Genomic DNA, 17,059 nt, shown 5'->3' on the forward strand with positions numbered 1-17,059 from the left:
TCAGCCCTGCTCGGCGGCGGCAGCGTCGTCACCGGAGCGCGCGGGGGCGCCGGGCGGCGCCGCGCCCAGGGCGTCGAACCGCTTCATGCGTTCGAGCACCCCGTCCGCCGTCGGGCGCGCCATGTCGTCCACGATCCGCCCGTCGCCGAGGAAGAGGACCAGGTCGGAGGTGGCGGCGGCGCTCGGGTCATGGGTCACCATGACCACCGTCTGGCCCAGTTGGTCGACCGCCTCGCGCAGGAAGCCGAGCACTTCGAGACCCGCCCGGGAGTCGAGGTTGCCCGTCGGTTCGTCGGCGAAGATCAGCTCGGGCTTGGAGGCCAGGGCCCGCGCGCAGGCCACGCGCTGCTGCTGTCCGCCGGAGAGCTGCGCGGGCCGGTGCTTGAGCCGGTCCCGCAGCCCCAGGGTGTCGATGACGTGCTCCAGCCAGTCGCGGTCGGGCCGCTGGCCCGCGATGTCCATCGGGAGCGTCATGTTCTCCAGGGCGTTGAGCGTGGGGATGAGGTTGAAGGACTGGAACATGAAGCCGACGCGGTCCCGCCGCAGCCGGGTCAGTTCCCGCTCCCTGAGCCCGGTGATCTCCGTGCCGCCCAGCCACACCTGCCCCGCCGACACGCTGTCGAGCCCGGCGAGGCAGTGCATGAGGGTGGACTTGCCCGACCCCGAGGGCCCCATGACGGCCGTGAAGCGCTCGCGCGCGATGTCCACGTCGACCGTGTCGAGGGCCAGCACGGTCGTCTCGCCCGAGCCGTAGGCCTTGGTGAGGCCGCGGGCACGCGCGGCGGTCCCGGGGCGGCCGGTGGACGGTGCCGAAGCAGGTGTGGACAAGGCCGCCTCCTGGTGTGTGGCCGTTCCAACTCCCGTGTCTGCGCGCAGAGTAGTGGGGCGGGCTGGGTCCGCGGTATCCCTCCGGGGTCGGGGAGCGGGGCGCGTGTAAGGGGCACGATCAGGCGCCCTTGTCGTGATAGCACCTCGGCGCTAGCTTGAAGGAATGGCGAAGACTCAGTTGAACGTACGGGTGGACGAGGACACCGCTCGGGCCGCCCGGGAGCGCGCCTTGGCCCGAGGAATCAGCGTCAACCGCTACATAGAGGAACTCGTGAAACAGGACGCCGGAGAAGTAGGCCACACGTTCGTCGAGGCAGCAGCCGATTTCATGAAGCAGTACGAAAGCGTCTTCGTCGAGGAGTTCGGCCGGGACCGCGAGGGCAGCCGCGCCGTCCGCGACACTCCCGTCCGCGCCCTGCACGACGCCACACGCCCGTTCGGTGAAGATCGCCGCTGAGCCGTTGACCCTCAGAATCGATCTTGCCTGGCTCCTGATGATCGCCGAGCACAAGACACCGGGGGACCCCGCGGTCACGGACTGGGGCGCCCTCGTCGCCGCCGTCAGCCGGCACGAGGCCGAGATATTCGGCGTTCCCGTCTACGAGACCCCGTACGACAGGGCCGCCGCGCTCCTGCAACTCCTGCTGCACATCCCCGCGCTCGAACGCTCCAACGCGCTCTTCGCCGCCTCCGTCGCCTACGCCTACCTCGTCTCCAGCGGCACCAAGGTCGTCACCTCCCCCGAGCAGGTGCGCGACCTGGCCCGGCTGGTGAAGGAGGACGGCGCGAGCGTGCGGGCCATCGCGGAGGAGCTGCGCCGGTGGAGCCTGTGAGCGGCCACTCCCATACGGCGGACGCCGCGCGTCAGGCCGGCTCCGGCCGCCGTGCCGTGCCGAGCACGCAGTACGAGAAGGGCATGCGCGGCCCCTTCGCCGGCACCACGAACCGCCGGTAGGGGCCGACGTCGAAGCCCGCCTCGGCCAAGGAGTCCAGGGGGCTCCGCGCGACGTGACAGCCGCCGAACAGCGGCGGCCACACCGTGCGGTCCAGGACCCGCTGGACCCCCGCCATCAGCGTGCCCGGCGCCCGGCCGTGCTCGAAGAAGCGCAGCTCACCGCCGGGCCGCAGCACCCGGTGCAGCTCGCCGAGAGCCCGCCGCACGTCCCGCACGCTGCACAGCACCAGCGAGACGACGGCCGCGTCGAAGGCCTCGCTCTTGACGGGCAGCGCCTCGGCGGCGCCCGGCACCACGTCGACGGGCACCTCGGCGCGCCGGGCCGTCTCCACGGCGAGCTGCCGCAGCAGCCGCTCCGGCTCGATGGCCACGACCTCGGAGACCGCACCGGGGTAGTGCGCGAAGTTCAGCCCGTTGCCCGCCCCGACCTCGATCACCCGGCCGGAGAGCCCGGCGAGCAGCTCCTCTCGGTAGCCGGAGACCACGGGCTCCGCGGCCACGCTCTGGCGGGCGTAGAAACGGGCGAAGACGGGGTGGTGCACGGCGTCCCGGGACGCCGTCCTGGCGGAGCGCGGAGACATGGGACCTCCTCGGCGGGGCGAGCTGTTACCGCCATGCTGCCCAAGTACGGCGCGGATTGCCCCCGTCCGGGCCCGTGAGCCGTGCGCCGGTGCGCTGGACCTCACCCCAGCGCACCCACGCCGACCAGGGCTTCTCTCACCGCTCCCGGGGCGCCTCGCGCCGCGTGAAGGACGCCGCGTCCCACGTGCCCCCCAGCTCCGGCGCGAGCCACCCGACGGCCGCCGCGCGGAACGCGGCGCCTTCGAGGGAGCCGGCGCCTTGCGGGACCGCGCCGAGGAGGGGCGCGTCCGCGGACCGGGGCAGATCGGCGAGGTTGCAGCGCGATGCCAGGTCGGGGGCGGCGGGCCAGTTCCCGATGGCGACGCCGAGCTGCCGGACCCCGCGCGCCCGCAGGGCCTCGGCCGTCAGCGCCGTCGTGTTCAGGGTGCCGAGGCCCGCCGAGGCCACCACGAGGACGGGGGCGCCCAGGAGCCGTGCGGCGTCGGCGAGCGTGCCGCCCTCGTCGTCGAGGCGGACCAGGAGCCCGCCCGCCCCCTCGACGAGCACGAGGTCGTGCTCGGTCGCCAGCTTCCCGGCGGCGTCGGCGACCTCGCACGGGCGCACCTGCGCCATCCCGGCCCGCCTGGCCGCGGTGTCCGGCGCCAGCGGCTCGGGGAAGCGGGCCAGTTCGAGCGCGGTCACGCCGCCGCCCGCCAGCCGGGCCACCTCCTGGGCGTCGCCGGCCTCGCCGGGGGCGACCCCGGTCTGCGCGGGCTTGAGCACCGCCACGCTCCGCCCGGCCGCCAGGGCGGCGGCGGCCACCGCGGCCGTCGTCACCGTCTTGCCGATCTCCGTGCCCGTGCCGGACACCACGATCACCGTCACGTCAGCCCTCCTTCGCCGCCGCGCCGACCGCGCGTGCGATGCGTGCCACGTCGTCGTCGTCCGTGACGAACGGCGGCATCGTGTAGATCAGGTCCCGGAACGGCCGCAGCCACACGCCTTCGCGCACCGCCGCCCGCGTCGCCGCCGCCATGTCCACCGGGTGGTCGAGCTGGACGACGCCGATGGCCCCGAGGACGCGGACATCCCGTACGCCGGGAAGGCCCGCGGCCTCGGCGAGGCCCTCGCGCAGGCCCGTCTCGACGCGCTTGACCTCGCCCTGCCAGTCCTGTCCGAGCAGCAGGTCGATCGAGGCGCCGGCCACCGCCGCGGCCAGCGGATTGCCCATGAACGTCGGCCCGTGCGCCAGGACGGGGACCTCGCCGCGCGAGATGCCCTCGGCGACGCCCGCCGTGCACAGCGTCGCCGCCAGGGTCAGATAACCGCCGGTCAGCGCCTTGCCCACGCACATCACGTCGGGCGTGACGTGCGCGTGGTCCGCGGCGAACAGCGCGCCGGTGCGGCCGAAGCCGGTGGCGATCTCGTCGAAGACCAGGAGCACGCCGTGCGCGTCGCACGCCTCGCGCAGCACGCGCAGATAGGCGGGGGAGTGGAACCGCATCCCGCCCGCGCCCTGCACCACGGGCTCCACGATCACCGCGGCCAGCTCTCCCGCGTGCCGTTCGACCAGCTCGCGCAGCCGCTGCGCGTACGACTCGTCGTAGGCGTCCGGCGGCGCGTCCGCGAACACCTGCCGCGGCAGGACCCCCTGCCACAGCTCGTGCATGCCGCCCTCGGGGTCGCAGACGGACATCGGCTGCCAGGTGTCGCCGTGGTAGCCGCCGCGCCACGTCAGCAGGCGCCGCTTCTCGGGGCGGCCGAGCGAACGCCAGTACTGCAGGCACATCTTCACGGCGACCTCGACCGAGACCGAGCCCGAGTCGGCGAGGAAGACGTGTTCGAGCCCGTCGGGAGACATGTCGACAAGGCGCTTCGCGAGGGACACGGCGGGCTCGTGCGTCAGACCGCCGAACATGACGTGGCTCATCCGGTCGAGCTGCGTGCGCACGGCCTCGTTCAGCACGGGGTGGTTGTAGCCGTGGATCGCCGACCACCACGACGACATGCCGTCGACCAGTTCGCCGGAGCCGTCGGCGAGGCGCAGCCGCACCCCGCTCGCCGACTCCACGACCAGCGGCTCCTGACGGCCGGGCATCGGGCCGTAGGGGTGCCACACATGACGGCGATCCAGTTCGACCAGCTCGTCCAGATTGTCGATGGGCAGGTCACGCATTGGGTGCGAGGTCCGTTCCCGCGCCCCGGCGACGTACCGCCACCAGATCCGTGCGCGCCTCGGCGGGCTCGGCCCCGGCCACCGGCTCGCTCCCGGCCGAACCGCACGGCCCGCAGCCGCCGCTCTCCCCGTGCGAGTCGCAGCCCGCCGCGTCCGCGCGGTGCCGGGGCAGCGTGACCTGGTCGGCCCCCTCGACCTCGAAACCGGCGTCCGCGATCATGTCCAGGTCCGCCTTGCCCGCCTGGCCCTCACTGGTCAGGTAGTCCCCGAGGAAGATGGAGTTGGCCAGGTGCAGGGCGAGCGGCTGCATCGAGCGCAGATGGACCTCGCGGCCACCCGCGATGCGCACCTCGACGTCGGGGCAGACGAAGCGGACCATCGCCAGGATGCGCAGACAGCGCTGCGGCGTGAGGTTCCACTCCTTGGCCAGCGGGGTGCCCTCGAAGGGGATCAGGAAGTTCACCGGCACCGAGTCGGGGTCGAGCTCGCGCAGCGAGAAGACGACGTCGACCAGGTCCTCGTCCTTCTCACCCATGCCCGCGATCAGCCCGGAGCAGGCGGAGAGCCCGGCCGCGTGCGCCTTCCGCACCGTGTCCACGCGGTCCGCGTAGGTGTGCGTCTTGGTGATGTCCGCGTACGTCGCCTCGGACGTGTTCAGGTTGTGGTTGTACGCGTCGGCGCCCGCGCCGCGCAGCCGCTCCGCCTGCCCGTCCGAGAGCAGACCGAGGCAGGCGCACACCTCGACGCCCTCGTTCTGCTCCTTGACCGCGGCGATGGTCTGCGCGACCCGGTCGACGTCACGGTCGGTCGGCCCCCGGCCGCTGGCCACCAGGCAGACCCGCTTGGCGCCGCCCGCGACCCCGGCCGCCGCGGCCTGCGAGGCCTCGTCCGGCTTCAGCCACGTGTACTTGAGGATCTCGGCCTTGGAACCGAGCCGCTGCGAACAGTACGAGCAGTCCTCCGGGCACAGGCCCGACTTGAGGTTGACCAGATAGTTGAGTTTCACCCGCCGCCCGAACCACTGCCGCCGCACCTTCCCGGCGGCGGCCACTACGTCCAGGAGATCGTCGTCGGACGTGGCCAGCACGGCCAGCGCCTCTTCACGGCTCGGCAGCTCGCGCCGAAGCCCCTTGTCCACCAGCGTGTTCAGCAGATCCATGGCGCTGATCCTTACGCACGGCAGGGTCCCCGGCCAAGGAGGGTTCGCACAACAGAAGGGGATTGAGGTGTGGGTATCGCCACACCCTGCCCGGGTGGCAGGACGGCTAGGGTCTGTGCAATGTCTACAAACGAGCCGGCCTCGCCGGGCCCCGCACGTGAGCCGTCCAGGCGTTCGCCGTTCGACTGGCTCGACGAGCAGGCGCGGCTGCGCGCCGACGCCGGGCTCGTCCGCACCCTGCGCCCGCGCGCCGCGGACGCCGGGAACCTATTGGACCTGGCGAGCAACGACTACCTGGGTCTGACCAGGCACCCGGAGATCACCGAGGGCGCCGCCGCGGCGGCCCGGCTCTGGGGTGGCGGCGCCACCGGCTCCCGGCTCGTCACGGGCTCCACCCTGCTCCACGAGGACCTGGAGCGCGAACTCGCGGAGTTCTGCGGCTTCGAGGCGGCCCTCGTGCTGTCGTCCGGCTACGCGGCGAACCTCGCCGCCGTCACCGCGCTCGCCCCGCACGGCTCGCTGATCGTCTCGGACGCGGGCAACCACGCGTCGCTGATCGACGGCTGCCGGCTCGCCCGCGCCACGACCCGGGTGGTGCCGCACGCCGACCCCGGCGCGGTGCGCAAGGCGCTGGAGGCGCACGACGGTCCCGCCGTCCTGGTCTCCGACTCGGTGTTCTCGGTGGACGGCGACGCCGCCCCTCTCGGCGAACTGGCCTCGGTGTGCCGGGAGTCCGGCGCGGGCCTCATCGTCGACGACGCCCACGGCCTCGGTGTGCTGGGCGTCGGCGGCCGGGGCGCCCCCCATGCCGCGGGCCTCGCGGGAGCGGCCGACACCGTGGTCACCCTGACCCTGTCGAAGTCCTTCGGCAGCCAGGGCGGCGCCGTGCTGGGCCCCGCCAAGGTCATCGACCACCTGGTGAACGCGGCCCGCACCTTCATCTTCGACACCGGCCTCGCGCCCGCCGCCGCGGGCGCCGCGCTCGCGGCCCTGCGGCTGCTCCGCCGCGAGCCCGCACGGGCCGCACGGGCCCGGCAGGTCGCCGCCGAGCTGCATGAACGCCTGACGGCCGAGGGGCTGTCGGCGGTACGCCCGGAGGCCGCCGTCGTCTCCGTGCGCGCGCCGGGGCCGGAGTCGGCCGTGCGCTGGGCGGCCGACTGCCGGGCCGCGGGCCTGGCAGTCGGCTGCTTCAGGCCGCCGTCCGTGCCGGACGGCGTTTCGAGGCTGCGGCTGACCGCTCGCGCGGATCTCACCGGGGCGCAGATCGCCGATGCCGTCCGAGTGATCAGCCGCACCGCGCCGCGCTGAGGCGCTCCGGCCCCCGAGCGGGGCCGAAGCGCCTCACCGCAGGCTGTCGAGGAACGTCTCCCAGGGACCGGGGGAGAACAGCAGGGCTGATCCTTCGGTGTTCTTGGAGTCACGCACGGCCAGCAGGCGGTTCGGCCTGCCGGAGTCGAGCGTGGCCGTCTCGACGCAGTTGTTCATTCCGTTGCTGTGGCTGCTGCGCCGCCACCTCGCGCCCTGAAGGGTGCTGCCGGTGCGGACGTGCCGAGGCGTTGCGGTCATTGTTCCTCCTTTGTGCCGTCGCTAAGCCCGGCGATGAATTTCTCCGATTCCTCGGGTGAAAGCGCCCGATCCTGGAGGGAGTTGAAGGCCTCGGTGTAGGCCCGGAGGTCTTCTTTCCGCTCCAGGCAGAGGCTACTCGTCAAATGGTCGAGAACAACCACGTCCAGATCAGAAATGTTCGGAAATGAAAAAATTACGAAGGGGCTGATCAAGCCCACATGTTCACCGGAAGTAAACGGGAGTACCTGTAGTCGCACCTGTGGCAACTTGGACACCTCCCTCAACCAGGCGAGCTGCCCCGCGAATACCTTCGGCCCGCCCACCGGACGGCGCAAAACCGCTTCGTCGAGCACCACGCTCAGCTGGAGCGGAGGGTCCGCGCGCAGCACGTCCTGGCGGGCCAGCCGGACCTCGACCAGCGCGTCGACCTGCTCGTCGGAGAGGCCGGCGACCGCGGCCCGGGTCATCGCGAGGGCGTAGTCGCGGGTCTGGAGCAGGCCGGGGACCACCGTCGTCTCCAGGGTGCGCATCCGGCTCGCCTGCGACTCCAGGCTGATGAAGTCGCGGTAGGCGGCGGGCAGCAGATCGCGGTAGGCCCTCCACCAGTGGTGGCGTCCCTCACCGGCGTCGTCCGTACCCGCCAGCGCCGCGAGCAGGTCCCTCAGCCGCGTGTCCCGCACCTCGTACAGATCGAGCAGACGTCGCACGTCCGAGGTCTTCACCCCGCTGCGGCCCGTCTCGATGCGGCTCACCTTGGACTGGTGCCAGCCGAGCCTGGCGGCCGCCTCACTGCTGGTGAGTCCGGCCTGCCCGCGCAGCGACCGGAGTTCGGCCCCGAGTTGACGGCGGCGCACCGCGGGCCCGTACCGCATATTCGCTCCCTTCCGGACGGATCGGCCGAAAGAACGACGGCGTCGACGAAGTCACGGGCGAGATTAGAACAAGCTCAGAGCTCGCGCCCAAATAGGTTCGTCCGTAGCAGAGTTCACCGCATCGAGCGACAGATATATGCACATCTCGGTGGATCGCCACCCGTCGGCGGCCAAGGAGTGGGAGGCTGGCGCGAGGCACCAGTCCGGAGCCGTCCTCGAGTCATCCGCTCCGAGTCGGAGACCGGCCCCGGTGGGAAAGGGACAGCGTCGCCATGGCAGATCACAAGGAAGTATCCGTCACTCTGCCGAGCGATCCTGCCTCGGTCTCCGCGGCCCGGAAGTTCGTGTCGAAGACCCTCGTGGAATGGGGGCTGCCGGACCACGCCGAGGTGGGGGACACGGTCAGACTGATCGTCTCCGAACTCGCCACGAACGCGGTGCAGCACACCCGCGGGCTTTCGCCCACCTTCACCGTGGACGTCGAGCTCGACCGGGACGAGCGGCTGCGGATCGGCGTCACCGACAGTCACCCCCGCTATCCGCGCCGGCTGCCCGCCGCCGTCCAGCAGGACAACGGCAGAGGCATGGTCATCATCCGCATGCTCACCGCCGAATGCGGTGGCCGCCTCTCGGTGAGCCCCACCGACGAGGGGGGCAAGACCGTCTGGATCGCCCTGCCCTGGACGGCGCCCCTCCAGGGCAGGGAGCGCGATGCCACGCGCTGACCGCGCGCCGGACCCGGGCACGGCGGCGGAGACGGCGCTACCACTGCCGGCGCGGGGCCCGCGAGAGGCCCCTGCGGACCGCCACCGGGGTGATGTCCGCAACGCCGCGAGCGGCGGCCCCGGCGCGCGGCCCCGAGCGCCGGACGAGCCGCGGCAGCACGCCCCACAACCCCCCACAGACCGTCAGCGCCGCCGCGCCTGCCGCGACGCCCTCGGCCCGGCCGGCCGTCACGTCCACCACGAGCGGCACGGACCCGGTCAGGGCGAGCACCAGCAGGGCGAGGCCGGCCGCGGCGGCCACCGCGAGGAGCAGCGTCGTGATGTAGGTGCCGCACCGCGTCGAGCGAGGGGAAGCGCGGCGTGAAGGCCGGGCTGAGCAGGAAGGCGAACAGGATCTGGACGCCGGTCTGCGTGACCCGCAACTCCTGGAGGAGCTCCGCGAACTTGCGGTCGGCGCGCTCCAGCGGCGTCTCCTCGCGGGCGGTGCGGGAGTAGTCGTCCGACATTCCGTACGTGTATCCGAACGGACGCACCCCATACGTTCCGCGGCGCCTGGGAGCGCCGCGGGCAAGTGGGGTGCGCCCGTTCGGCGGGCACGGCGAGGGTCAGCGGACCCGGCCGTACCAGACGCTGTTGGTCCAGATCTTCTCCAGGCGCACCACGGCTCCCGTCTTGGGCGAGTGCCAGATGCGGCCGTTACCCGCGTAGATCCCGACGTGGTAGACGTTCCGGCCCGAGTGGAAGAACACCAGGTCGCCCGGGGTCCGTTGCGACCTGCCGATGTGCCGGGTCTTGTTGTACTGCGCGGCGGCGGTGCGCGGCAGCTTCTTTCCCGTGCGCTTGAACGAGTACTGCGTCAGGCCCGAGCAGTCGAACCGGTAGGGGCCCGTCGCTCCATAGGCGTAGGGCGAGCCCTTCTTCGACGCCGCGATCTTGAGCGCCTTCGTCGCGTGTGTGGCCGCCTGCGCTTCGGTCGTGAGCCCGGGGGCCACGAGGGTGCCGCCCACGACGGCGAGTGTGAGGGCCGATGCGGCCCCGGCCTTGCTGAGCAGCGACGGAACGGAATTCTCCGCGGACATGCATAACCCTTCGTCAGCCGCCTGAGAAGGATGACCTGTCGGGTTCGGGCAGGCGAAGATGCCCGGCCGCGTCGTGCTCTGCGGCTTCACCCCAAGGGCGTCGCCCGGACTTCCCGGGCGGGCCCGTCGTACTCGGGTCCTCCACTCCTGCCGATGCACCGATGTCGACCGGTCATCCGGACGGCGGCAGGATTAGGCGTCCGCCCGGATCGCCCCGCCACAGCGGCAGGGGCTTGTCGTCGAAAGGGATCTTGACCCGACAAGGGTGCGAAAGCCGAGCCGAAACGGCCTTTTGTGAGGCTACTCACGACTGACCTGTTCGGGTGGACACGGCCGAAATCGACCGCTGCCCCGGGCTTCTGACGACGCCTCCACCAGCAACGGAACGTCAGATTCCGAATTTCGCGTAGGCGTGCCATGCAACTCGCGACCCCGCAAAGAAAGAGGGATTCGTACGCCATCGGGGGTAGCTCGTCTGGTCCGTTTCAAATCGCGGACGGACGTTTCGGGGTGCGGCGCGCGCCGTCACCCCCCGGGCGGCGGGGGCATGGCGACCCGCCCCGCCCGCCGTTCGCCGTCGAGAACACGCAACGCCCGGTCGAGGGTCCCCGCGTGCAGCTCGCTCTCACCCCGTTGGTGCATGAGCGTCAGCGCGTCCCGCAGCGCCGTCGCCCTGCCGACCAGCGCCTGGGCGGCCCGCAGACCGCCGTACGTGTGCTCGGCGCGGGCGGGATTGATCCGGCCCAGCAGATCCACGACCTCCAGGTAGCGGTCGATCAGCTCGGCCTCGGCCCGGGTGAGCGCGGGCAGCGGCGGCGGTTCGGGCGGCAGCACCGGTACGTCACCCCGCCGCTCGCGTGCCGAGCGAGGCCTTGCGGCTGGGAATGACGCGGTCCACCAGGCCGTACTCCAGGGCCCCCGCCGCGTCGAGGATCTTGTCCCGCTCGATGTCCTCGGTGACCCGCTCGCGCGGCTGCCCCGTGTGGCGCGCGATGAGGTCCTCCAACAGGGCCCGCGTCCGCGCGACTTCGGCCGCCTGGATCGCCAGATCGCTGGCCTGCCCCTGGAACGGCTCGGCGACGGAGGGCTGCTGGATCAGCACGCGCGCCCCCGGCAGCGCGAACCGCTTCCCCGGAGTCCCGGCGGCCAGCAGCACGGCAGCGGTCGACACGGCCTGCCCCAGGCAGATGGTCTCCACGTCGCAGCTGACGAACCGCATCGTGTCGTAGAGGGCGGTCATCGCGCTGAACGAGCCTCCGGGGGAGTTGATGTAGAGCGAGATGTCGCGGTCCGGCGCCATGTACTCCAGGTGCATGAACTGCGCCATCACGTCGTTCGCCGAGGTGTTGTCGATCGGGGCGCCCAGGAAGACGATCCGCTCTTCGAGCAGCTTGGAGTACGGATCCATCGTCCGCGCGCCGGAGCTGGTGCGCTCGGTGAACTCGGGCAGGACATGACGGGCGGACGGACGGTTCACGGCGCGCCTCTTCTCTCCCGGTCGCGGACGGTCCGGACCTCTGTAAAAAATGTACAGGACGTACGCTAGAAGGATGGAGTCTTCTCGTCACCCCGACGCCGGAAGGGCGGCGTCTAAGCTGGAGGGCATGGCCTACGAGATTCCGGTGACGCAAGCACGCGCAGAGCTCGCCGAGCTGATCAACCGCGTCGTCTACGGCGGCGAGCGCGTCGTCGTCACGCGGCACGGCAAGCCGCTCGTGGCCCTGGTCTCCGCCGCCGACCTGGAGCGCCTCGAAGGGCTCGCGGCAGCGGAGGAGCAGCGGACGGTCAGCACCGTCACCTCGGTCGCCCCCGCGTCACCGCCGACGCCGGAGCGGCAGCGGTTCGGCATCGCGGCGGAGCACCGGGGGCCGGAGGCGCGGTGACGGCGGGGCGGTGACCCGGTCCTCGGCGTCCGCCCGCCCCGCCCTCAGCCGGCCGCCGCGACTCCGCTTCGCCCCTCGGCCGCCGGGCCCGGCGCCCGCCGGTTCCGTGCCGCCGCGCCGAGCAGGACGGCCGCGAGGCCGAGCGCGGCCCATGCGCCGAGGGTCACCGCGGGCGCCGTGGCTCGTGCGCCGTCGAAGAACGCCACCGAGCGCAGCAGGGACCCGCCGGCCCCCGGTGGCAGCAACTGCCCGAGGAAGCCGACGGGTTCGGGCAGCAGGTGCGGCGCGGAGGTGACCCCGGAGAAGGGGTTGCCGAGGAGCACCATCAGCAGGCCGCCCACCCCGATGCCCGCCGGGCCGAGCAGGGCCGCGAAGCCCGCCACCGCCGCGCTCACCGCGAGCGTGGAGAGGGCGAGCGCCCCGGCCTCCGCCCACCAGTCGCCCGTGAGGACGCCGAGCCAGCTGTGCGTGAGCGCGGCGGCCACGGCTCCGACGAGCACGGCGGTGGCCACCAGCGCCGCCGCCGCGCGGAGGCCGCGCAGCCCCCGCAGCGAGACCAGGGCGCCGGCCGCGACCCCGGCGATCGCCATCGGCAGCACGCTCGACCCGAGGGCCGAGCCCCGCGGATCGGCCGCGGGCGCGGGCACCACGTCGACCGTCGGCACCGGAGCCCCCTGCGGGGCTTGTTGCCGCACCGCCTGTTCCAGCAGTTGGGCGACGACGGGGCTCGCGGCGGTCGCGGTCAGCAGCTTGGGGCCCCGCTGCGTGGCCACGACCGCGCCGTAGACCGTCCGGTCCTCGATGGCGGACCTGGCCGCGGCCTCGTCCGCGTACCGGTGGATCTCGAACGCACCGTCGCGCGCCGCGAGTTGCCGGGCGATCGGATCCGCGGCGGTGGCGGCGCCCGCGACGCCGAGGGGCAGGTCGCGCGGGGCGGTGCGGGCCGCCGGCCAGGCGAACGCCCAGAGCGCGAGGGCGGCGAGGACGGGGGCCAGAAAGGTCACCAGGAGGGTGCGGCGACCCATCCCGGTTGCCGTCGGGGGCGTCGCCGGGGGCGCCGTCGTGCGGGGAGTCGACATGATCATTCAGTCCTCGGTGGCGAGACGCGGGGAGCGGTTTCCAAAGAGAAGGATCGTTCGTTTTACGGGTTGCCCCCACTGTCCTGCGGGGTGGCGTGCTTATCAAGAATGAATGTTCGTTTTAGTTTGGGGCGCATGGCCCGCGTATCCCAGGAACACCTCGACGCCCGGCGTCGGCAGATCATCGACGGCGCGGCGCTCTGCTTCGCGCGCAACGGCTTCCACGCCACCTCGATGCAGGACGTGCTGAAGGAGGTCGGTCTCTCGGCGGGCGCGGTCTACCGCTACTTCCGCGGCAAGGACGAGCTGATCGCCGCGATCGTCTCCGAGGTCCTGACCGACATCAGCGGCGTCTTCGAGTCGGCCGCCCGGCAGAGCCCGCCGCCCCCGCCGGACGTCCTGGTGGGGCGGGCGCTCTCCGCGGTGCTCGACCTGCGGCCCGGGATGCGCGACGGCGCCAGGTCGCACTTCCCCCGGCTGATGATCCAGGTCTGGACGGAGACGCTGCGCGACGAGCGCCTCTCGGCGCTCATGGCGGGCGTCTACGCCAGGGTGCGCGCCGCCTGGGTGTCGATCGTCGAGGGGTACCAGGAGGCGGGCATGATGCGCGCGGACATCCCCGCCGACCATGTCGCGCGGACGATGATCGCCGCCGCGCAGGGGTTCGCCGCGCAGTACGCGCTGTTCGACGAAGTGCCCGTCGAGGCGCTCCGGGACGGGGTGCGCGCCCTGATGAGTATGGGGGAGACCAGCTGACGGTCATGGGCCGGTCAACGACTGGTTAACCTCGGTGAAACTCCTTCCCGCTACTCTCCCGTCGCACGCCACCAGGGGTTTTCGTAGCCACGATGCGCAAGATCGCGCGCATTCGATGTGTGTTACACCTATACCTGTCGCGGTGGTGCGGCGATCCGGGCCCCGCACGGTCCGGAGTGAGACGTGAGGTGGGAATCGTGCAACTGACCCCGCACGAGCAGGAGAGACTGCTCATCCATGTGGCCGCGGACGTGGCCGAGAAGCGAAGGGCGCGGGGGCTGCCGCTCAACCACCCCGAGGCGATCGCCCTCATCACCTCGCACATCCTCGAGGGCGCCCGCGACGGCCGCACGGTCTCCGAGCTGATGTCGTCGGGACGCACGGTCCTCACCCGGGACGACGTCATGCCGGGCATACCCGAGATGATCCACGACGTGCAGGTCGAGGCGACGTTCCCCGACGGGACCAAGCTGGTCACCGTCCATGACCCGATCGTCTGACGGGGGGTCCGCGCCTCATGCACACCGCCACGCACGACACGGGACACGGGCTCGTCCCCGGCGAGATCCTGTTCGCCGACACACCCGTCCTCTACAACGAGGGCCGCGAGGTCACCCGCCTCACCGTCCTCAACACCGCCGACCGGCCCGTCCAGGTCGGCTCCCACTACCACTTCGCCGAGGCCAACCCCGGCCTCGGCTTCGACCGCGGCGCCGCGCGCGGCAAGCGGCTCAACATCGCCGCGGGGACCGCCGTGCGCTTCGAGCCCGGCATCCCCGTCGACGTCGAACTCGTGCCGCTGGCCGGCGAGCGCGTCGTACCCGGACTGCGCGGCGAGACCCGAGGTGCCCTCGATGCCTGAGCTCTCGCGCGCCGCGTACGCCGACCTGTTCGGCCCCACGGCCGGCGACCGCGTCAGGCTCGCCGACACCGACCTCCTGATCGAGATCGAGGAGGACCGCTCGGGCGGCCCGGGACGCTCGGGCGACGAGTCCGTGTTCGGCGGCGGCAAGGTCATCCGCGAGTCGATGGGCCAGTCCCGCACGACCCGCGCCGAGGGCGCCCCGGACACCGTCATCACCGGCGCGGTGATCATCGACCACTGGGGCATCGTCAAGGCCGACGTGGGCATACGCGACGGCCGGATCACCGGCATCGGCAAGTCCGGCAACCCGGACACGATGGACGGCGTCGACCCCGCCCTTGTCATCGGCCCGGAGACCGAGGTCCTCTCGGGCAACGGCAAGATCCTCACCGCCGGCGGCATCGACACCCACATCCACTTCATCTCCCCGACCATCGTCGACGAGGCGCTGGCCTCCGGCGTCACCACGCTCTTCGGCGGCGGCACGGGCCCCGCCGAGGGCAGCAAGGCGACCACGATCACGCCGGGCGCCTGGCATCTGGCGCGGATGTTCGCCGCCCTGGAGTCCAGCCCCGTCAACATCGGCCTCCTCGGCAAGGGCAACACCGTCTCCACCGACTCCCTGCACGCCCAACTGCGCGCCGGAGCCGTCAGCTTCAAGATCCACGAGGACTGGGGCGCGACACCCGCCGTCATCGACGCCTGCCTCGACGTCTGCGAGGAGACCGGCGCCCAGCTCGCCGTCCACACCGACACCCTGAACGAAGCGGGCTTCGTCGACGCCACGTTCGACGCCGTCGCGGGCCGCACGCTGCACGCCTTCCACGTCGAGGGCGCGGGCGGCGGGCACGCCCCGGACATGATCACCGCGGTGTCGCTGCCCAACATGCTGCCCAGCTCCACCAACCCCACCCGGCCGCACACCGTCAACACCGTCGAGGAGCACCTCGACATGCTGATGGTCTGCCACCACCTCAACCCGGCCGTCCCCGAGGACCTGGCCTTCGCCGAGTCCCGCATCAGGCCCACCACCATCGGCGCGGAGGACATCCTCCACGACCTCGGCGCCATCTCGATCATGTCCTCCGACGCGCAGGCCATGGGGCGCGTCGGCGAGGTCGTCCTGCGCACCTGGCAGACCGCCCACGTGATGAAGCGGCGCCGCGGTTTCCTGCCGGGGGACACCCGCGCCGACAACCGCCGCGCACGTCGCTATGTCGCCAAGTACACGATCAACGCGGCCGTCGCGCAGGGCATCGATCACGAGATCGGCTCGGTCGAGACCGGCAAGCTCGCGGACCTCGTCCTGTGGGACCCGGCGTTCTTCGGGGTCAAACCGCAGGTCGTCCTCAAGGGCGGACAGATCGCCTACGCGCAGATGGGCGACGCCAACGCCTCGATCCCGACCCCGCAGCCGGTCCTGCCGCGCCGCATGTACGGGGCCCATGGGCGCGCCCCCGGCCTCAACTCGGTCAACTTCGTCACCCAGGCGGCCCTGGACGACGGGCTCCCCGAACGCCTCGGCCTGGACAAGCCGTTCACCGCGATCCGCTCCACGCGGGGCCGCTCCAAGGCCGACATGCGGGAGAACGACGCGCTGCCCCGGGTGGAGGTCGCCCCCGACAGCTTCGCCGTCACCATCGACGGCGAACTCGTCGAGCCGTCGCCCGCCGTGGAACTGCCGCTCGCCCAGCGGTACTTCCTCTTCTGACGGCCCGGCGGACACAGGCGGCGATCACATGTCACGCGCAGCACTCCTCGTCCTGGCCGACGGCCGCTTCCCCGCCGGCGGGCACGCCCACTCCGGCGGCGCCGAAGAGGCCGTCAAGGCCGGCCGCGTCACCGGCGCCGCGAGCCTTGAGGACTTCTGCCGGGGGCGGCTGAACACCAGCGGCCTGGTGGCGGCCTCCCTCGCGGCGGCCGCCGCGCTCGGCGTGGACCCGGCAGCCCTCGACGCCGCGGCGGACGCCCGCACGCCCTCGCCCGCGCTGCGGGTGGCGGCGCGGCGGCTCGGGCGGCAGCTCATGCGGGCGGCGCGGGCGACCTGGCCGCATCCGGAACTCGACGCGCTGGCCCGGCGATTCCCCAAGGGGGCGCATCAGCCGGTCGTCCTCGGGCTCGCCGCACGGGCCGCGGGGCTCGGCCCGCAGGACGCGGCGTACTGCTCGGCGTACGAGGGGATCAGCGGCCCCGCGAGTGCCACGGTGCGGCTGCTCAGCCTCGACCCCTTCGACGCCACGGGGGTCCTCGCGCGCCTCGCGCCCGACGTCGACCGGGTCGCCCTGCGGGCGGCGGAGGCGGCCGGGAGGGCCGTCACCGAGGGGGTCGACGCGTTGCCCGCGGCGTCCGCTCCGCTCCTTGAGCTGGGCGCGGAGGCACATGCGGGGTGGCCTGTGCGGTTGTTCGCCTCGTAGCGGCGTGCTCCCCTGCCACGGGCCTCTTGAGCTTCCCGTCGGGCCCGGCTGCTGGGGTCTTCGCCCTCAGCCCCCCGTATCGGCCTGAACGGCCTCCTCCCCATACGCAGGACGGGCTGAACGGCCCGTCCATCCGATCAC

General features: G+C 72.5%; 21 protein-coding genes, 1 pseudogene and 1 riboswitch. Of the genes and pseudogenes, 10 read left to right on the forward strand and 12 right to left on the reverse strand.

The annotated features are described in order from the left end of the window. Nucleotides 1-828, reverse strand: coding sequence for an ABC transporter ATP-binding protein (locus DCW30_RS15815; protein WP_076687478.1), 828 nt, complete (start codon nucleotides 826-828; stop codon nucleotides 1-3). A gap of 163 nt (nucleotides 829-991) precedes the next feature. On the opposite strand from DCW30_RS15815, the gene DCW30_RS15820 reads away from it, so the two are divergent. Both DCW30_RS15820 and DCW30_RS15825 read left to right on the forward strand, forming a co-directional pair. Further along, a complete protein-coding gene (locus tag DCW30_RS15820) occupies nucleotides 992-1,285 on the forward strand; it encodes a toxin-antitoxin system HicB family antitoxin (RefSeq protein ID WP_232626608.1) in 294 nt (97 codons plus the stop codon). Between the two features lie 4 nt (nucleotides 1,286-1,289). Then, nucleotides 1,290-1,661, forward strand: coding sequence for a fic family toxin-antitoxin system, toxin component (locus tag DCW30_RS15825; RefSeq protein WP_198501858.1), 372 nt, complete (start codon nucleotides 1,290-1,292; stop codon nucleotides 1,659-1,661). 31 nt (nucleotides 1,662-1,692) lie between these two features. Here DCW30_RS15825 and DCW30_RS15830 read toward each other — a convergent pair whose 3' ends face one another. From DCW30_RS15830 to bioB, 4 genes are all read right to left on the reverse strand, one after another. Then, nucleotides 1,693-2,364 carry a class I SAM-dependent methyltransferase gene (locus DCW30_RS15830; RefSeq protein WP_076687479.1) on the reverse strand — a complete coding sequence of 224 codons (672 nt, stop codon included), beginning with the start codon at nucleotides 2,362-2,364 and terminating at the stop codon, nucleotides 1,693-1,695. 136 nt (nucleotides 2,365-2,500) lie between these two features. Then, the gene (gene bioD / locus DCW30_RS15835) at nucleotides 2,501-3,229 is read right to left on the reverse strand and encodes a dethiobiotin synthase (RefSeq protein ID WP_076687480.1); all 729 of its coding nucleotides are present in this window, start codon (nucleotides 3,227-3,229) and stop codon (nucleotides 2,501-2,503) included. A 1-nt stretch (nucleotide 3,230) separates the two neighbouring features. Further along, nucleotides 3,231-4,520: an adenosylmethionine--8-amino-7-oxononanoate transaminase gene (locus DCW30_RS15840; protein ID WP_076687481.1), complete on the reverse strand. Its 1,290-nt coding sequence runs from the start codon at nucleotides 4,518-4,520 to the stop codon at nucleotides 3,231-3,233. Beyond that, on the reverse strand, nucleotides 4,513-5,679 hold the full coding sequence (gene bioB, locus DCW30_RS15845; protein ID WP_076687482.1) for a biotin synthase BioB: 1,167 nt from the start codon (nucleotides 5,677-5,679) through the stop codon (nucleotides 4,513-4,515). Before bioB ends, DCW30_RS15840 begins: the two co-directional genes overlap by 8 nt. A gap of 120 nt (nucleotides 5,680-5,799) precedes the next feature. On the opposite strand from bioB, the gene DCW30_RS15850 reads away from it, so the two are divergent. Beyond that, entirely contained in the window at nucleotides 5,800-6,987 is a 1,188-nt protein-coding gene (locus tag DCW30_RS15850) for an 8-amino-7-oxononanoate synthase (RefSeq protein WP_076687483.1), read from the forward strand. A gap of 33 nt (nucleotides 6,988-7,020) precedes the next feature. On the opposite strand, the gene DCW30_RS15855 is transcribed toward DCW30_RS15850, so the two are convergent. Both DCW30_RS15855 and DCW30_RS15860 read right to left on the reverse strand, forming a co-directional pair. After that, nucleotides 7,021-7,245, reverse strand: coding sequence for a DUF397 domain-containing protein (locus tag DCW30_RS15855; protein WP_062775882.1), 225 nt, complete (start codon nucleotides 7,243-7,245; stop codon nucleotides 7,021-7,023). Then, nucleotides 7,242-8,117, reverse strand: a complete 876-nt coding sequence (locus DCW30_RS15860; protein ID WP_076687484.1) for a helix-turn-helix domain-containing protein — start codon at nucleotides 8,115-8,117, stop codon at nucleotides 7,242-7,244. The genes DCW30_RS15855 and DCW30_RS15860 overlap by 4 nt, the downstream gene beginning before the upstream one ends. A gap of 272 nt (nucleotides 8,118-8,389) precedes the next feature. Between DCW30_RS15860 and DCW30_RS15865 the strand changes: the two genes are divergently transcribed. Further along, nucleotides 8,390-8,842 (forward strand): ATP-binding protein, encoded by a 453-nt coding sequence (locus tag DCW30_RS15865; RefSeq protein ID WP_062775878.1) that lies wholly within the window; start codon nucleotides 8,390-8,392, stop codon nucleotides 8,840-8,842. Nucleotides 8,843-8,879: 37 nt separating this feature from the next. On the opposite strand, the pseudogene DCW30_RS15870 reads toward DCW30_RS15865, so the two are convergent. From DCW30_RS15870 to DCW30_RS15885, 4 genes and pseudogenes are all read right to left on the reverse strand, one after another. Then, nucleotides 8,880-9,348, reverse strand: a pseudogene (locus DCW30_RS15870) (DUF6328 family protein). 99 nt (nucleotides 9,349-9,447) lie between these two features. Continuing rightward, a complete protein-coding gene (locus DCW30_RS15875) occupies nucleotides 9,448-9,921 on the reverse strand; it encodes a C40 family peptidase (protein ID WP_062775876.1) in 474 nt (157 codons plus the stop codon). Nucleotides 9,922-9,923: 2 nt separating this feature from the next. Continuing rightward, nucleotides 9,924-10,117, reverse strand: a riboswitch (cyclic di-AMP (ydaO/yuaA leader). A gap of 329 nt (nucleotides 10,118-10,446) precedes the next feature. Then, the gene (locus DCW30_RS15880; protein ID WP_062775872.1) at nucleotides 10,447-10,755 is read right to left on the reverse strand and encodes a hypothetical protein; all 309 of its coding nucleotides are present in this window, start codon (nucleotides 10,753-10,755) and stop codon (nucleotides 10,447-10,449) included. A 7-nt stretch (nucleotides 10,756-10,762) separates the two neighbouring features. Then, entirely contained in the window at nucleotides 10,763-11,398 is a 636-nt protein-coding gene (locus DCW30_RS15885) for an ATP-dependent Clp protease proteolytic subunit (protein ID WP_076687486.1), read from the reverse strand. A gap of 127 nt (nucleotides 11,399-11,525) precedes the next feature. Between DCW30_RS15885 and DCW30_RS15890 the strand changes: the two genes are divergently transcribed. Beyond that, complete coding sequence (locus tag DCW30_RS15890) at nucleotides 11,526-11,804, forward strand: type II toxin-antitoxin system Phd/YefM family antitoxin (protein ID WP_076687487.1); 279 nt, start codon at nucleotides 11,526-11,528, stop codon at nucleotides 11,802-11,804. A gap of 44 nt (nucleotides 11,805-11,848) precedes the next feature. On the opposite strand, the gene DCW30_RS15895 is transcribed toward DCW30_RS15890, so the two are convergent. Next, a complete protein-coding gene (locus DCW30_RS15895) occupies nucleotides 11,849-12,883 on the reverse strand; it encodes an ABC transporter permease (protein WP_237283467.1) in 1,035 nt (344 codons plus the stop codon). A 135-nt stretch (nucleotides 12,884-13,018) separates the two neighbouring features. On the opposite strand from DCW30_RS15895, the gene DCW30_RS15900 reads away from it, so the two are divergent. The 5 genes from DCW30_RS15900 (at nucleotide 13,019) to DCW30_RS15920 (ending at nucleotide 16,918) form a co-directional block, all read left to right on the forward strand. Beyond that, nucleotides 13,019-13,639, forward strand: coding sequence for a TetR/AcrR family transcriptional regulator (locus tag DCW30_RS15900; RefSeq protein ID WP_076687489.1), 621 nt, complete (start codon nucleotides 13,019-13,021; stop codon nucleotides 13,637-13,639). Nucleotides 13,640-13,836: 197 nt separating this feature from the next. After that, complete coding sequence (locus DCW30_RS15905; RefSeq protein ID WP_062776107.1) at nucleotides 13,837-14,139, forward strand: urease subunit gamma; 303 nt, start codon at nucleotides 13,837-13,839, stop codon at nucleotides 14,137-14,139. Between the two features lie 17 nt (nucleotides 14,140-14,156). Next, nucleotides 14,157-14,501 (forward strand): urease subunit beta, encoded by a 345-nt coding sequence (locus DCW30_RS15910; protein ID WP_076687490.1) that lies wholly within the window; start codon nucleotides 14,157-14,159, stop codon nucleotides 14,499-14,501. Then, the gene (locus DCW30_RS15915; RefSeq protein WP_076687491.1) at nucleotides 14,494-16,215 is read left to right on the forward strand and encodes an urease subunit alpha; all 1,722 of its coding nucleotides are present in this window, start codon (nucleotides 14,494-14,496) and stop codon (nucleotides 16,213-16,215) included. Before DCW30_RS15910 ends, DCW30_RS15915 begins: the two co-directional genes overlap by 8 nt. A gap of 28 nt (nucleotides 16,216-16,243) precedes the next feature. Then, entirely contained in the window at nucleotides 16,244-16,918 is a 675-nt protein-coding gene (locus DCW30_RS15920; protein ID WP_076687492.1) for an urease accessory protein UreF, read from the forward strand. Nucleotides 16,919-17,059: the final 141 nt, after the last annotated feature.

This window comes from Streptomyces alfalfae (assembly GCF_004127445.1).
Taxonomy (GTDB): Bacteria; Actinomycetota; Actinomycetes; order Streptomycetales; family Streptomycetaceae; genus Streptomyces; species Streptomyces alfalfae.